Origin of the sequence: Rhodococcus sp. IEGM 1341 (assembly GCF_030056895.1) — a bacterium.
Lineage (GTDB): Bacteria > Actinomycetota > Actinomycetes > Mycobacteriales > Mycobacteriaceae > Rhodococcoides.
On the sequence record NZ_JASHKV010000001.1, the window covers coordinates 801,248 to 816,465 of the forward strand.

A 15,218-nucleotide genomic window follows, 5' to 3' on the forward strand; every position below is an offset into this window, starting at 1 on the left:
CTAGCCGGTCTCGAGGTAGCGATGGACCGGAAGCATGGCGGAGGCGTCAGCGACGTCGTCCGGTCCTCGCACACAGGCACGCAACCGCTGCTCGACGGCCGACGCATCGAGTTCGGTACCGATCAGCACTAGTGAGGTCTGCTCGGGCTCGCCTCGGGCCCAGGACGCAGCCTCGAATCGAATGTGTCGGCCCACCGTGTGCACGACGAACTTCTGCGGGTAGCCGGCGATGCCGAAATGCACGAATCCCTTGATGCGATAAAGGTTCCCGGAAGGATTCTCCAAAAACTCGATCAACCGACGCGGTTCGACGGGCTCCGCCGTGACGAATTCGGTGTGTGAGTACTTGCGCGTGCAGGTGTCGGTCGTGGTCGTGGTCGTGGTTCTCCCGGAGTAGTTCGTCGAACGACAGCTGCACCGCCATTGCCGAATTCACCGAGTGATCCTCGCGTCGGTCGAACAGCAGCAGCGGGTCGACGCGACCGAAGGCCACGGGTACGACGGGCACGTCTCCTACGACCGACTGCACCGTCGACACCACCGCGGAGCGTTCGGACTCGCTCACCGCGTCGGACTTGTTCAACACCACCAGGTCGGCCAACTGCAGGTGCTGGTCGATCTCGGGATGCCGCACGCGGGTCTGCGGGAATTCCACGGCGTCGACGACCCCGACGAGCCCGCCGTAGACGATGAATTCGTTCTCGCTGCCCCGGACCATTCTGATGAGATTGCGGGGTTCGGCCAAGCCGCTGGCCTCCACCACGATCACGTCGATGGCGGACCGACGGTGTGCGAGGGCGTCGAACATCGCGTCCATATCGCTGATGTCGACGGCGCAACAGATGCAACCGTTGCCGAGCGAGACCATCGAATCGACCTGGCCGGCCACGAGCATCGAGTCGATGTTGATCGCCCCGAAGTCGTTGACCACAACACCTATTCGGATACCGGAATCATTGCGCAACAGGTGGTTCAGCAGGGTGGTCTTGCCTGCGCCGAGAAAGCCCGCAACTATCACCACCGGAATTCGTCGACGCGCCACGGCGTCCGAGACTACCGGTCGGCGAGAATCTGCTTCAGCAGGCCTCGAGCGAACGTCGACACACTGCTCACGTTGTCCGGGGTCGCGAGCGCTTCCAGGCCGTCGACGCCCAACGCATTCACGTACGGGGACACGCTCTCGAACAACCTGGACAACGCGCTGCGCCCCTCGTCCGCGGGGCCCGCGCCGCTGGGTGCTGCCGGAGACGCGGCGGTATCGGTGGTCGCAGTCGCGGCGGGGGCAGCCGCAGGGGTGGTCGCAGCGTCCGTTGGGGTCGAGGGGGTTTCGGCCCCGAGGAGGTAGTCGATGATCCCCGTCGAGATGGCGATCGCATGCTCGAGCTGACCGTCCGAGCTCTCCAACAGAGCTGCGTCGTAGGGGTTGGATCCGTTGCCCATCTCCACGAACACGAGGGGCACCGTGGTCAGCGCAGGACCGGCGACATCGGATCGCTCCTGTATCCCGTTCTCGACCCCCGCGTAGTTCGCCGGCTCGAAGCCTGCGCGCACGTAGGAGTCTCGCATCAGCGTCGACGCCGAACGTCCCCCCTCTGACTGGGCAGCGTCGGCAGCGGCGCTCGGAATCGGCAGAGTGGGCACGATCAGATGGAACCCGCGCCTGTCGGTGTCGGTCGTCGTACTCGTGGAGTCCGCATGGATGCTCACGGCCACGTCGGCTCCGGACTCACTGGCTGCCCTCGCCCTGTCGTCGACGCAGCCACCCCAGCCGGTGTCGTCTGCTCGACTCGTCTTCACCGTCGCACCCAGACTTTCGAGGCTCGATCGGACGAGCTCGCTGACCTTCCAGTTGATCGTGTGCTCGGGCACGCCGTCCAGGGTGGTCATGCCGGTGGTCTGGCAGTCCTTGGTGCCGCCACGTCCGTCGTTCACCTGCCGCTGCAGATTCTCCGAGTGTGCGGTGCCCTGATGACCCGGATCGAGGAACACCGTCTTCCCCGACAACTCCGTGCCTGCGGCGGGTGCCGTGCCGTCCGGTGCTGCCATGGCAGGCGCGGAAACGAGCACCCCGGCACCGAGAATCCCGACGCACATCAGCGCCGTCACTACCGATCTGGTCATCGGTGCAGATTTCATAGCGTCTGGCGCAACGGTGGAACTCGCTGCGCAACTCCCCTTCTCGACCCTCGGACACCGCTGATCCGAGCGGGTCACCGCATTGCGGGGCACCACACGTCACAACAGACACTTGCGCCTCAAGTGAAGCAGATATTGCCGTCGACGCGTATCGGGTGATTTTTCGTTAGTGAAACGAGTGCGTTTCGTGACCGATTCGTTGCCAGAAACATCGGAGCGGAGTGCGCCGGCCGATCGCATTCGATCGAACTCGAACCGACTCGAGGATGGCACTACGTATTCAAACCGGACAGTTCGTCTTTCTCACGGATAACGATGAACAGGATCGCCGAGACAATGCTTCTCACAATCACCTCGTCGGTTTCCCGAGCTGTCGAGGTGATTGTGAGAATTCTGCGAGTCGAGTAACAATTCCCCGACCCACATGGATAAACACATTGTTCAGCCGTATAGTCGCTTCAGTTCGATCTGGACATCCCGGCATCATCCCCTGCATCATTGGAGAGCTTCAGCATGGCCAGAAAAGTCTATGTGCAACTAGTCGACGACATCGACGAAAAACCGATCGAATCTGGTGGCGAACACATAACCTATTCGGTCAACGGAGTCAGCTACGAAATCGACCTGAGCGACAAGAACGCGAAGGAATTTCACCGCAAGCTCGACTATTACATCGAGCACTCCACCAAGGTCGGTGGAAAGCGAACGAAGAAGTCGAGCACCCCGGCAACCGGTGCCAAGCGCGACGCCAATCAGACCAAAGCCATCAGAGAATGGGCCAAGGCGAACGGCCACAACATCTCGGCGCGAGGCAGAATCCCCGCCGAGGTCGAGCAGGCATTCGACGCCGCTCACTGAGCCACCACAGCCGAATCGGGCTCCGGTCCGACACCCGAAAGCCGATTCGGCGGTCTCGACACCGAAACACGAAAAAAGCGTCGCCCGAGGGCGACGCTTTTTTCATTGACCATCTTGGTGAAGCTTGTTACTCGGTGGAGCTTGCTTCTCGGTGGAGCTAAGGGGACTCGAACCCCTGACCCCCACACTGCCAGTGTGGTGCGCTACCAGCTGCGCCATAGCCCCGAGTTACTGCGTGCTCCCGCTCATGCGGTTGCTCGAACGAAGTTACACCATCGGCCGCAGCAGCAACAAATCACCTGGTGCGACCGGTACCGAATCCTCCACGACCGACCGCACCGACGCCCGAGATCAGTTGATCGACGCAAGCCATTCCGAATCACCGAGCGCGTCGACAACCTGACCGTCCACGAGGACCCCCGGCGTTCCCCGGGCACCCGACGCCGCCAGTGCGTCCCGTCCGGTGTTCGCATCCGCTACTGCTGCGTCGCGCTGCGCACCGCTGGTGATGCACTCCGTTGCCAGCTCGCTCGCTCCTGCAGATCCGGCGAGTTCGGCGAGTTCGGCATCGGTTCGGTCGGAGTCACCGCCTTCTTCGGGGCGAAATTCCGGGTCGAACAACCCGGCGTGAAATGCCGAGTAGACCCGCGCGTTCTCGGTCGCTGCCACGCAGTGCGACGCCGCGACGGCACGCGTCGAATAGTCACCGGACGCCGACTGTGGATCCAGGAAATTGACCAGGTGGTAATTCACCGAGACGACACCGTCGTCGATTTTCTGAGCCAACTCCTGGCCGTGTTTCACCTCGAGGTCGCCGCAGAACGGGCACATCGGATCCTCGAAGACATCGATGCCCCGCTGCGCTTCAGGACGCGACAGCTGCACCACCCCGTCACCCGGCAACGACAATTCGACCGCCGGATTCTTGACCGTTCCGTAGCCGTCGTTGCGGGGAGCGTCGCTTCCGCTCTGCCACATGATCGCCACCACGATGACGATCACCACTACGACGAATGCGATGCCGCCCAATACGTACGTCATCGTGTTGGAGGTTGCCTCGGGTGTGTGTTTCGTACTCGGTATCTTCTTCTGGCTCACACAGCGAATACTACGGTTGCGTGTGTCAGGTGCGCTCGCGCCCGAGCGTGTCCGGAACTCGCGACCACCAGAGTCCGGCCAGGAGAAGCAGCGCTCCTGTCACCGCGAAAGCCGGACCGAACGAGACCTGCTCGACGATCATCCCGGCCACGATCGGGCCGATGACCGCACCGACATCGGAGGCCATCTGGAATGCAGCCAGCACGGGCCCTCCGCGCGCCTTCGATCCGATCACGTCGGCAACCGAGGCCTGCTGGGCGGGGCTCATCAGTCCCGATCCGATTCCGGCGATCAACGACACCACGAGAAACAGCACGGGATCGTGCACGTAGCCCATAACGACGGTTCCCAGGCCGCACACCGCCAACCCACCCACCATGAAGGGCTTGCGACCGCGCACATCGGACAGGCGACCGGCAGTGGTGAGCACCAGTGCATTTCCCACTGCGAACACGGTCAGCGCGATACCGACGAACACCTCGGATCGCTGCATCGCCTCGACGACGAACAACGGCACCAAGGCCACCCGGACACCGAACACTGCCCACCCGTTGGCGAAATTCGACGCCAGCGCGGCTTGATACGACGGAATCCGCAGGGCGGCGAGCAACGACATCGTCGGCGGTGCCGAGCCCTTCTCAGGCTTGACGAGGTCCGAATTGCCCAGGGTGAAATACACGACGGCCGCGGCGATCACGAGAGCCACGGCGTAGATGACGAACGGCACCCGCAGACCGAATCCGACGAGCGCGCCGCCGACGAGTGGACCGCCGATGGTTCCCAACAGGAAGGCGGTCGCATACAGGCCGGAGATACGGCCACGACTGGTCGGAGGACTGATCCTGATCAGCAGTCCCAATGCCGACACCGAGAACATCGTCGAGCCGATGCCGCCCAGTCCGCGAAAGAGCAGCAGCTGCCAGTACGTCTGGGCCAGAGCGCACGCACCGGTGGACACCGCAACGATCAGCAGTCCGATCAAATACACGGGCCGCTCGCCGAGCCGCTGCACCAGAGCGCCACTGGCGGGTGCGAACAGCAACCGCATGAGAGCGAATGCACTGATGACCGCCGACGCCGCGGTGTAGCCGACGCCGAATTCCCGGGCGAACTGTGGCAGAGCGGGCGCGACGATGCCGAATCCGAGCGCGATGACGAACGCCGCGGATACCAGAACCCAGATCTCCGGCGGGAGCTTGCCTCCGGGTTGGAACGCCGGCTCGGGCGTCGAACTGTCGTGATCGGGGGGAGGTGAGTCGGTCACGAGCTCTCGAGTGCGGACGACACCAGTTCACGTGCTGCGGCTTGAACCCGGGCCAGATGCTCCTCGCCTTGGAACGACTCCGCATAAATCTTGTACACGTCCTCGGTTCCGGACGGGCGCGCAGCGAACCAAGCGCTCTCCGTCGTCACCTTCAGTCCACCGAGGGCAGCTCCGTTACCCGGAGCCTCGGTCAGCGTTGCCGTGATCGGTTCCCCGGCAAGCTCGGTGGCGGTGATCTGGCTCGGTGAGAGCTTGGCGAGAACGGCCTTCTGCTCGCGGGTGGCCGGCGCGTCGACGCGGGCATACGTCGGATTACCGAACTTCGCGGTGAACTCGCCGTAGCGCTGCGATGGCGTGGACCCGGTGACGGCGGTGATCTCGGACGCCAGCAGCGCGAGGATGATGCCGTCCTTGTCGGTGGTCCAGACTCGGCCGTTGTGACGGAGGAACGACGCGCCTGCGCTCTCCTCGCCGCCGAAACCGAGCTCACCTGCGAGCAGACCCGGAACGAACCACTTGAACCCGACCGGCACCTCGAGGAGTCGGCGACCGAGACCTCCGACGACCCGGTCGATCATCGACGAGCTCACCAACGTCTTGCCCACTGCCGCCGTGGGTGACCAATCGGGTCGGTGCGTGAACAAGTAGTCGATGGCGACGGCGAGGAAGTGATTGGGATTCATCAGGCCACCGTCGGGAGTGACGATGCCGTGCCGATCGGAGTCGGCGTCGTTTCCCGTCGAGATGTCGAAGCGATCGCGGGCAGCGATGAGCGACGCCATCGCGTTCGGCGACGAGCAGTCCATCCTGATCTTGCCATCGGTGTCCAGAGTCATGAAGCGGAATGTGCCGTCCACCAACGGGTTCACCACGGTCAGGTCCAGATTGTGCCGCTCGGCGATGGCATCCCAGTAATCGACACTCGCACCACCCAACGGATCTGCTCCGATGCGCACCCCGGCCGCGCGAACGGCGTCGAGATCCAGCACGTTCGGCAGGTCGTCCACATAGTTGCCGAGGAAGTCGTAGCGCGAGACGCTCCCCGCGAACGCCTGTGCGAGGGTCACCCGCTTGATGCCCGAAATGCCATCGCGCAGAAGCTCGTTCGCTCGAGCGGCGATGACCGATGTGGCATCGCTGTCGGCCGGACCGCCGTGCGGAGGGTTGTACTTGAAGCCGCCGTCCCGGGGCGGATTGTGCGACGGAGTCACCACGATGCCGTCGGCCTGCGCCGACGGGCCTGATTCGTTGTACCGAAGTATGGCGTGACTGACGGCGGGGGTCGGTGTGTATCGGTCCCCCGAATCGACCAGGACGTCGACGTCGTTGGCTGCCAACACTTCCAGAGCCGTCGTCCAGGCGGGCTCGGACAACGCGTGGGTGTCCCGGCCGATGAACAACGGCCCGGTGATGCCTTGTGCCGCGCGGTACTCCACGATCGCCTGCGTCGTCGCGACGATGTGCGCCTCGTTGAACGCCGAATCCAGACTGGACCCTCGATGTCCTGAGGTGCCGAACACCACCTGCTGACTGGGTTCCGACACGTCGGGAACTCGCGAGTAGTACGCCGTCACGAGCTGCGAAAGATCGACCAGATCCTCCGGCAGTGCAGTGGTTCCAGCTCTCTCGTGCGCCACGATGCGCCTCCTCGTTGATCGACGAACCGAAATCCTCGACCAACCCTAGCGCCGCTGCCCCACCCGCGAGCTACTTGCCGGCTCGTTTCGGCGGCCGTGGGAGGAAATAGCTGGTCCGCTGCTGGTATTCGCGATATCCCGGACGCTTTTCCATGCTGCGCTCGAGCAACCGCGCACCGGTGGCGAACACCAGGAAGTACGTCATCGCGATGGGCGACAGCAACGTGAACACTCCGGGCCACGCCGACGCCGAGACGAGAAACAGTCCCCACCAGACCGCCGAATCGCCGAAGTAGTTGGGGTGCCGCGTCCAGGACCACAGACCACGATCCATGACCTTGCCCTTGTTCGACGCGTCGGCCTTGAAGGCCGTCAACTGCGCATCGCCCACTGCCTCGAACGTCCATCCGAGAATCCACACCAGTACACCGAGTACGACCACCGGCAGAACGGATCCGTGGGCGACCGCTGATACCTGCAGCGGCAGGGACACGAACCACAATGCAATCGCCTGCGTCAGGTAGATCTTCCGCAGCGCGTACAGGGTTTCGTTACCGGTGGCCTTGGCGAGCAGTTCGGTGTAGCGCGGATCCTCACCGTGCCCGCGCGAGCGCCGAAAGACGTGCACTGCAAGTCGAAGTCCCCACACAGCGACGAGGACGAGCAGAAGTATTCGACGCCACAATTCGCCTGTTCCGGTCGCAGCCGAGATCAGCGCGATCAGAACGAACCCGCCGCCCCACGTCACGTCCACGACGTTGTGGCGTCCGATGCGCGCGCCGATGAGGGCGGTGACGATCATCAGAAGGGCGGTGCCGCCGAGGCTCGCCAGCGATACGGTGAGGAAATCTGACCAGTTCACCGTTGGCACACCCACACCGGCCGCACCGGTTCCATCTCGGACGGTCCGTTCTCGGACCGAACCGCCAGAATCTGGTCGACGCCCATCCGGTTGTCCCGGAACGCCATTCCGCCGCCGATCAGGTACAGCCGCCACACGCGAGCGACCTCTTCCCCGACCATCGCCACCACATCTTCGAAGCGCGCCTCGAAACGCTCCGTCCAGACGTCGACGGTCCGCACGTAGTGCTCCCGAAGAGCGTGGACGTCGCGAACCTCGAGTCCTGCCTCCTCGATCATCGCGACGGTCCGCCCGACCGGGCGCATGTACATGTCCGGCGCTATGAACGATTCGATGAATGCTCCGCCGCCGGGGTTGTCCCCTTCTCTTCGCGACATCTGCTGAATCAGCACGCGTCCACCCGGCTTGACGTTGGAGTGCAGTGCGGCGGTGTAGGTGGGGTAATTGGCCTCCCCCACATGCTCACCCATCTCGATCGACGCCACCGCGTCGAAGGGCCCGTCCGGAATCTCTCGATAGTCCTGAATTCGAATCTCGACGTTGTCCTGCAGTCCTCGGTCGGCGATTCGCTTGTCGATGAAGGCTTTCTGTTCGCGCGAGATGGTCACTCCGACGACCTGCGCTCCGTACTCCTGAGCGGCGTGCAGGCTCAGGGACCCCCAGCCGCAGCCGACGTCGAGAAAGCGTTGCCCTGCACGCTTGTCGAGGCCGATCTTTCGACAGACGAGGTCGAGTTTGTCGCGCTGGGCATCGTCGAGGGTGTACTCCGGCGAATCCGAGGTCCAGTACGCCGACGAGTACGCCATGTGCGAATCGAGGACCAATTCGTAGAAGTCGTTCGACAGGTCGTAATGGTGGCTGATCGCAGCGCGGTCACGGAGCATCGAATGCAACCGACCCTTCACCGAGGCCTGCGACACGGGCGGAGGTAGTGGGCGACCGAACACTCCGAGGTCCTTGGCCAGTTTCGCCAACCGCACCAGCGACGCCGGCCCCGGTCGGATCGCCGAGAGTCGGCGCGCACGCACCACTCCCCAGACGTGATCCAGGGCCGCGGCGAGATCGCCGTCGACGTCCAGCTCCCCGGTGACGTATGCCTGCGCAGCGCCGAGTTCGCCGGGGCTCCACAGCAATCGACGAAGGGCACTCGGGCTCCGCAACAGCACTCGCGGTGCCGACGCATCTCCTGCTACGGATCCGTCCCACGCCTGCAGCCGAACGGGAAGCGGACCACCCACGAGGGGTTCGATCAATTCGGCAATCCGATGTGCGACACCGACACTGCGATCGGTCCGGTCCACGGAAAGTGTCGAGGCGGTCATCGGTTGTCCCTTCGGTCGAGCACGATCTGCTGAACATCGAGGTACCCGGATCGAAATCCGGCCTCCGAGTAGCACAGGTAGAAGTGCCACATTCGTGCGAACACCTCGTCGAAACCGAGCTCCTCGGCCTCGCTGCGGTATTCACGGAAACGCCTGTCCCACTGAGCGAGGGTGCGCGCGTAGTGATCACCCATCGACAGACGCTCGCGAACCCGAAGGGAGGTGCTCTGCTCGGTCACCTCCTCGATGGCCCGCACGGACGGCAGAAACCCGCCGGGAAATATGTACTTGTGTACCCAGGTGTACGTGTTTCGGGTGGCCAGCATTCGGTCGTGCGGCATCGTGATGGCCTGGAGGGCAACCCGCCCACCCGGCGCGAGCAGCGCGTCGATCGTCTCGAAGTACGTCGCCCAGTACTGATGCCCGACGGCCTCGATCATCTCGACCGACACGATCGCGTCGTACTCGCCGTCGACGAGCCGGTAGTCCAGTAGGTCGATCTGGACCCGTTCACCGTATCCTGCTGCGGCACATCGTTTCTGTGCCAATTCCTGTTGCTCGACCGACAAGGTCACCGAGCGAACGATTGCTCCTCGCGAAGCCGCGCGGATTGCCAGTTCGCCCCACCCGGTGCCGATCTCGAGCACCCTGGTTCCCTCGCCGACGCCCGCCCGGTCCAGTAGACGGTCGATCTTCCGGCGCTGAGCATCGGCGAGCTCCTCGCTGTCGTCGTCGCTTCCCGATGCGGCGAACAACGCACTCGAGTAGGTCATCGTCTCGTCGAGGAAGAGCTCGAAGAGGTCGTTCGACAGGTCGTAGTGGCGCGAGATGTTCGATCGCGTGTTCGTGGTCGTATTCCGCTCGCTCCGTGGAGGTTTGGGGACATAGATCCCTCGGAGGCGCTGCAGGGACTTCGGAATCAGGGACGCCATGCGCCGGGCGAAGACCTCGAGCACAGCAGTGAGGTCCTCGGCCTCCCAGTCTCCGGCCATGTATGCCTCACCGAATCCGATGAGTCCGCTGTCGCCGACCCGTGCTGCGAAGTCGTGTGGTCGACGGACGGTCATCAACGGTGCATCGGCCGAGCCGGCCCCGATGACCTCACCGTCGGGCATCGCGACCCGGACCTGCAATCGCGCGACCGCGCGGCGAAAGAGGAAATCGGCGACGGGTGCGGCAGCCGCAACCTTGACGCCACCGGGGACATGGGCGATCTGAGGCCAGACCCGCGGATCCACCGATGGACGCGGACCGACAGCGGAAGCACGGTACGGGTTCGACACAGAATCGGCCTTCGACACGGTTGTCATCTGCGGGCCCCTTCCTTCTGGAATTCTCGTGCCCCGGGAGGGGCAGGTTTCTGCACGATCTTCAGCCCCCGAGCCCAGAGCCGAATGCCCTGCCAGCGGATCTGTATCACCACTCGCAGCGGCGCACAGGGGATCTCGAGTGCGGTGCGAAGAATCGACCGCGTCGTCACCTCTCGCCGTCGGCCGTCCACGGTCGCCACGAACGGCGGCTGACCGGGCCGTTCGAGGACGATCGACAGCCGGAGTGCCACGTCCGGCTCGGGTAGCCGCATGGAGTATTCGCCGTCGACGTCGTTGAACGGCGAGACGTAGAACTCCTTGGAGGTGCGGGCCGCGCCGCGATGATCGGTGTGCAGCAGATACCGGTATCGCTCGCCGTAGGTGTTGTGGACCTCCGCCACCACGCAGCGGAGGTCTCCGTCGCGATCGTGACACCAGTACACACTCAGTGGGTTGAACGTGTGCCCGAACACCCGCGCGCTGGCCAACATCGTGATCCGTCCGCCGCCCAGGTCGATACCGTTCTCCGCCAGGAACCCGTCGACGTTCTCTCGAATGGTGGCGTCGGGGTCACCGAGATGGTCACGGGCGTCGAACGAGGCCAGCGGTCGCAGCATCCGGGGCAATTCGGGGAGTGCGTCGAGGTCGACGAACCAGCTGTAGCTCTTGTACGAGAACGCGTTTCGGATCGGCGCGCGTCGAACGTGGTCGATTCGAGTGCGATACAACGCCGCCCCGTGTGCGCGGGTGGTCGGCAGAACGGATGTCAGAGCCACGTGGCCCCCACCCGTTGTGCGGCGCGCGCTCCCGACAATGCACCGTCCTCGTGGAATCCCCAGCCATGGTATGCACCGGCGAAGGCCACTGTGTCGGTGTCCAATTCAGGAAGCCGACGCTGCGCTGCAACCGATTCGGGGGTGTACTGCGGGTGTTCGTAGGTCATCTCGTCGAGTACCGCATTCGGGTCGATGCGATCCGCTCCGCCGAGGGTGACCAGCATTCTGCGATCGGTGCCGCCCAGACGCTGCAACCTGGTCAGGTCGTAGCTGACCAGCACTCGGTCGGGTCTGGCGGCGCAGGACGGCAGGTGGTAGTTCCACGACGCTCTCGCCCTGGTGTTCCTCGGCAACACCGACGAATCGGTGTGCAGTTGCGTGTGATTGGTCGAGTACGGCATCGCTCCCAGGATGCTGTGCTCGAGCGCCGTCGGTTCTGCGAGCATCTTCAGCGCGGCACCGGGATGCACGGCGATCACGGCCGCGTCGAACGTGCGCAGGCGGTCGTGGCCGTCGCGGATCTGCACGGAGTCCTCGGACCTGTACACCGCGCGCACCGGGGTTTCGAGCATCACCTCGTCGATGTGCTTCGCAACTCGGCGAACGTATTCGATGGACCCGCCGGTGACGGTGCGCCAGGTGGGAGATCCTGTGACGGTGAGCATTCCGTGGTGGCGGAGAAACGTGAACAGGTAGCGAGCCGGGTAGGCGAGAGCAGTGTCCGGATCGCACGACCACACCGCGGACACCAACGGCGTCATGAAGTGGGATTCGAAGTACGCGGAGAACGAATGATCTGCGAGGAACTGCGCGAGGGTCGTCTCGGACTCCACCGGTTCGGCACTGTCCAGCAGTTCGTTGGCCAGGCGATGAAAACGCTTGACATCGAGCAACATCGAGACGAATCGTGGCTTGAACACCGCGGTGCGCTGCGCGAGGATCCCGCGCATGCCCTGGCCGCCCGAGTATTCGAGTCCGCACCCGTCGCAGCGCACGGACATGCTCATGTCCGAGTCCTGCGTCGGGACGTTCAGTTCGTCGAACAGGCGCAGCAGAGTCGGATAGGTCCGGTCGTTGTGCACGATGAACCCGGTGTCGACGCCGACAGGACCGTCGGGGCCGTCCACGTAATGGGTGTCCGCGTGACCCCCGAGCCGAGAGTCCGCCTCGTACAACGTCACAGACGAGTTCTTCGACAGCGCGTATGCGGCCGTCAGGCCGGCGATACCGCTGCCGATCACCGCGATGCGACGGCGCGTCACGACGGTGTGCCCGTGCAGTCGGCCCGCGCATCGGCAGCGATACCGAGAACGAAGTCACGCGTCGCCCGCGACCAGACCCGCGGATCGCGCAGCATGAAGTGCCCACCCGGAACGGAGAGGTAGCGGGCGTCCGCCCCTCGGGATGCTGCTCGCTCGGTCGCCCGACGCGAGGTTCGCGGATCGGTCCACTTGTCGGCCGTCCCGTGTACGACGAGCAACGCATGCTGCGCGCCGAATCCGTCGGCTTCCGTAACCTCCGGCCACCACGGAGCCAACGCGACGACACCCACGATGAAAGGGTCGTCGATCAGAGCAGCAGCGGTGCGGCCACCCATCGAATGGCCGACTACCGCCACGTGAACGTCGGGGTGCTCGGCGTGTATGCGATCGAGCGCCCACCGCGCATCCTCGACCGGAGACCGCTGGGGGGCGTTCCAACCACGAAACCGATACTGCAGCTGTTGGACCGAAATGCCGCGTGCTCGGCCCGCGCGACGAAGCATCCACGTGAACGGCCACATGCGCAGACCGGCCAGGTGCCAGGGCCTACTGCGCGCCCGGCTCACGTCCTTGCCGCCGCCGAGGACCAACACGACCAGTGCAGGCTCGGAGACTCTTTTCCCGGTCCGCAGAACTGGAGTCGGCTCGTTGCTCATGACCACTATTCGGCACTGCGGTCGCTTCGGGTGGGATGGGTCGAGTCGAGTCGATTGTGACCTGGCCGACAGAGAAAGAAGACCGGGCCGAGAGTGTGTCTCTCGGCCCGGTCTTCTGCGGTGGAGCTGCCGGGAATCGAACCCGGGTCCTCTGCTGCATTGCCAGGGCTTCTCCGTGTGCAGTCCGCTATGCCTCTACTTGGATCTCCCGATCTCGCGAACAAGTCAGGATGACGATCCCAGCCACTGTTTGATGTTCCTCATCATCCCGCGGCCGGATGAATCGGTGAGCCCTCTAGCTGATGCCAGTACCCGGACCGAGGGCGAGCCCGGACTGACAGACACGCAGTCGCTACTTAGGCAGCGAGTGCGTAGTCGCGCTGATTGGAATCGGCGCTTATAAGGTTGCGATGACGCTTACGGTGGTCTCTCGCCTGCACCGACACGCTTCCCCTGACTCAACATACAAAGTCGAAACCGTTCAGCCCCGTATGTTCCCGAACACCGTGTCCGGGCTGTTCAGTGTAACGCCTCTCCCGAGCACATTCATTCCATTAACGGCCGACCCGGCGATCCGTCGTGTTCGACGCGGCATCTTCGTCCACTCGTTGCACGACCGTGCGCAGCATTCGACGTGTCATGACCAGGCGTGCCGGCAGCGAGGCGTACCAGACAGCCCGACCGGCCAGACCGCGAGGAAAGAACACCAGCCGCTGCTCGATGGTCGGCTGCTTTGCAGTTCCTCCCACCGTCAGGTCGAGCCAGGCCTCGCCGGGAAGTCGGGTCGAGGACTTGAGCCGAGTGGTGTGTTCGGTGCCCGACGCGGATGCGTCGGGTCCGGTGACGTCGCGACGCCAACCGGTGAGAACGTCGGCGTCGGCCAATCGTTCGAGAGCGGGCCTGATCGCGGTCGACGGTGCCGCGCTTGGGGCGACCCTGGTGTCGGTGTAGACGACCTCCCCTGCCCATGTCGGATCCGAGGGCAACGGATCCGACGGTGCCGCGGTACCGGTGGCGTCGGTCCACCGCGTCTCCACCTCACCGTCGTCGATCTTGCGCAGTGCCAATCGCACGGAGTCGCGGTAGCCGGTCAGGCCGCCGTCCGGACGCGGTACGACGGCGTCGATGTCCATCTCGTGGCCCACGGCGTCGTACTGCAGAGATTCGATGAGCGGCATCGCCAGGCCGCGCGGAATGGGAGTCACCAAACCGATCCAGTGGCCGGCCAGTCGAGGAGTCAGCACCGGGAGAACGATGATTCGACGCTGCCGCAGGCCCGCGACGTCGGCGTAGATGTTCATCATCTCGCCGTACTGCATGACGTCAGGACCACCGATGTCGAACGTCCTGGATTCGGTGATCGGCGCACTCGCCGCCCCGATCAGGTAGTGCAACACGTCGCGAACGGCGATCGGTTGGATGCGGTTGTGTACCCACCGCGGTGTGGTCATCACCGGTAGCCGATTGGTGAGGTGCCGAATCATCTCGAACGACGCCGAACCGGATCCGATCACGACGCCTGCCTGCAGCACGATCGTCGGCACACCCGAGTCGATCAGGATGCGTCCCACCTCGGCTCTCGACTTCAGGTGTGGTGAGAGTTCACCGGTCGGTGGATGCAGCCCGCCGAGGTAGACGATCCGCCCCACGCCGCATTCCGCTGCCACGGCTGCGACGTTCTCGGCGCTGTCGCGTTCGGTGTCGGCGAAATCCGAGTGACCTGCAGTGCCCATCGAATGCACGAGGTAGTACATGATGTCGACTCCGCTGAGCGCTGCCTTCAACGATTCCCGATCGCTCAGATCGCCCTGAGCGATCTCGACATCGGCCGCCCACGGCACGGAGTCGAGCTTGGCGGGGGTGCGTGCCAGCACGCGGACCGTGTACCCCTCTTCGAGGAGTCGCGGAGCCAGTCGTCCACCCAGGTATCCCGTGGCACCGGTCACCAGAACGCGGGGAGGCCGGGCGTGGTCCTGAACTGCGGGATCGTGGGAGGGCGAATCGTAACCTGTCATAAGCGGAGTCATTACCCCCGCG

12 protein-coding genes, 1 tRNA gene, 1 other RNA gene and 1 pseudogene are annotated in these 15,218 nt (G+C 64.2%); 1 reads left to right on the forward strand and 14 read right to left on the reverse strand.

The features are described from left to right. Together QM615_RS03555 and QM615_RS03560 are read right to left on the reverse strand one after the other, a co-directional pair. Positions 1-1,042: pseudogene (locus QM615_RS03555) on the reverse strand (CobW family GTP-binding protein). A gap of 11 nt (positions 1,043-1,053) precedes the next feature. Continuing rightward, positions 1,054-2,121 (reverse strand): N-acetylmuramoyl-L-alanine amidase, encoded by a 1,068-nt coding sequence (locus tag QM615_RS03560; RefSeq protein ID WP_283347002.1) that lies wholly within the window; start codon positions 2,119-2,121, stop codon positions 1,054-1,056. 528 nt (positions 2,122-2,649) lie between these two features. On the opposite strand from QM615_RS03560, the gene QM615_RS03565 reads away from it, so the two are divergent. Further along, positions 2,650-2,994: a histone-like nucleoid-structuring protein Lsr2 gene (locus QM615_RS03565; RefSeq protein ID WP_037190211.1), complete on the forward strand. Its 345-nt coding sequence runs from the start codon at positions 2,650-2,652 to the stop codon at positions 2,992-2,994. A gap of 152 nt (positions 2,995-3,146) precedes the next feature. On the opposite strand, the gene QM615_RS03570 is transcribed toward QM615_RS03565, so the two are convergent. The 12 genes from QM615_RS03570 to QM615_RS03625 form a co-directional block, all read right to left on the reverse strand. Continuing rightward, positions 3,147-3,219 (reverse strand) — tRNA-Ala (locus tag QM615_RS03570). Between the two features lie 126 nt (positions 3,220-3,345). Beyond that, on the reverse strand, positions 3,346-4,092 hold the full coding sequence (locus QM615_RS03575; RefSeq protein ID WP_283347003.1) for a DsbA family protein: 747 nt from the start codon (positions 4,090-4,092) through the stop codon (positions 3,346-3,348). Positions 4,093-4,117: 25 nt separating this feature from the next. Further along, positions 4,118-5,275 (reverse strand): MFS transporter, encoded by a 1,158-nt coding sequence (locus QM615_RS03580; protein ID WP_094642463.1) that lies wholly within the window; start codon positions 5,273-5,275, stop codon positions 4,118-4,120. Positions 5,276-5,352: 77 nt separating this feature from the next. Next, entirely contained in the window at positions 5,353-6,993 is a 1,641-nt protein-coding gene (gene pgm, locus QM615_RS03585; protein ID WP_283347004.1) for a phosphoglucomutase (alpha-D-glucose-1,6-bisphosphate-dependent), read from the reverse strand. Between the two features lie 70 nt (positions 6,994-7,063). Continuing rightward, positions 7,064-7,795, reverse strand: a complete 732-nt coding sequence (locus QM615_RS03590) for a DUF1295 domain-containing protein (protein ID WP_411741275.1) — start codon at positions 7,793-7,795, stop codon at positions 7,064-7,066. A gap of 56 nt (positions 7,796-7,851) precedes the next feature. Continuing rightward, complete coding sequence (locus QM615_RS03595) at positions 7,852-9,177, reverse strand: SAM-dependent methyltransferase (RefSeq protein ID WP_269593561.1); 1,326 nt, start codon at positions 9,175-9,177, stop codon at positions 7,852-7,854. After that, positions 9,174-10,487 (reverse strand): SAM-dependent methyltransferase, encoded by a 1,314-nt coding sequence (locus tag QM615_RS03600; RefSeq protein WP_269593560.1) that lies wholly within the window; start codon positions 10,485-10,487, stop codon positions 9,174-9,176. The genes QM615_RS03595 and QM615_RS03600 overlap by 4 nt, the downstream gene beginning before the upstream one ends. After that, complete coding sequence (locus QM615_RS03605) at positions 10,484-11,263, reverse strand: DUF1365 domain-containing protein (RefSeq protein ID WP_269593559.1); 780 nt, start codon at positions 11,261-11,263, stop codon at positions 10,484-10,486. Before QM615_RS03605 ends, QM615_RS03600 begins: the two co-directional genes overlap by 4 nt. Next, entirely contained in the window at positions 11,254-12,525 is a 1,272-nt protein-coding gene (locus QM615_RS03610; RefSeq protein WP_269593558.1) for an NAD(P)/FAD-dependent oxidoreductase, read from the reverse strand. Before QM615_RS03610 ends, QM615_RS03605 begins: the two co-directional genes overlap by 10 nt. Further along, positions 12,522-13,181, reverse strand: coding sequence for an alpha/beta hydrolase family protein (locus QM615_RS03615; protein ID WP_269593557.1), 660 nt, complete (start codon positions 13,179-13,181; stop codon positions 12,522-12,524). The genes QM615_RS03610 and QM615_RS03615 overlap by 4 nt, the downstream gene beginning before the upstream one ends. A gap of 118 nt (positions 13,182-13,299) precedes the next feature. Then, positions 13,300-13,670: a transfer-messenger RNA gene (gene ssrA / locus QM615_RS03620) on the reverse strand. Between the two features lie 65 nt (positions 13,671-13,735). Continuing rightward, positions 13,736-15,196 carry an SDR family NAD(P)-dependent oxidoreductase gene (locus QM615_RS03625; protein ID WP_283347005.1) on the reverse strand — a complete coding sequence of 487 codons (1,461 nt, stop codon included), beginning with the start codon at positions 15,194-15,196 and terminating at the stop codon, positions 13,736-13,738. Between the last annotated feature and the right edge of the window lie 22 nt (positions 15,197-15,218).

Bases quoted from the DNA above. Each gene is read 5' to 3' on its own strand.
- QM615_RS03560 (WP_283347002.1), bottom strand. From the start codon at position 2,121: ATGACCAGATCGGTAGTGACGGCGCTGATGTGCGTCGGGATTCTCGGT.
- QM615_RS03565 (WP_037190211.1), top strand. From the start codon at position 2,650: ATGGCCAGAAAAGTCTATGTGCAACTAGTCGACGACATCGACGAAAAA.
- QM615_RS03590 (WP_411741275.1), bottom strand. From the start codon at position 7,795: ATGATCGTCACCGCCCTCATCGGCGCGCGCATCGGACGCCACAACGTC.
- QM615_RS03595 (WP_269593561.1), bottom strand. From the start codon at position 9,177: ATGACCGCCTCGACACTTTCCGTGGACCGGACCGATCGCAGTGTCGGT.
- QM615_RS03600 (WP_269593560.1), bottom strand. From the start codon at position 10,487: ATGACAACCGTGTCGAAGGCCGATTCTGTGTCGAACCCGTACCGTGCT.
- QM615_RS03615 (WP_269593557.1), bottom strand. From the start codon at position 13,181: ATGAGCAACGAGCCGACTCCAGTTCTGCGGACCGGGAAAAGAGTCTCC.
- QM615_RS03625 (WP_283347005.1), bottom strand. From the start codon at position 15,196: ATGACAGGTTACGATTCGCCCTCCCACGATCCCGCAGTTCAGGACCAC.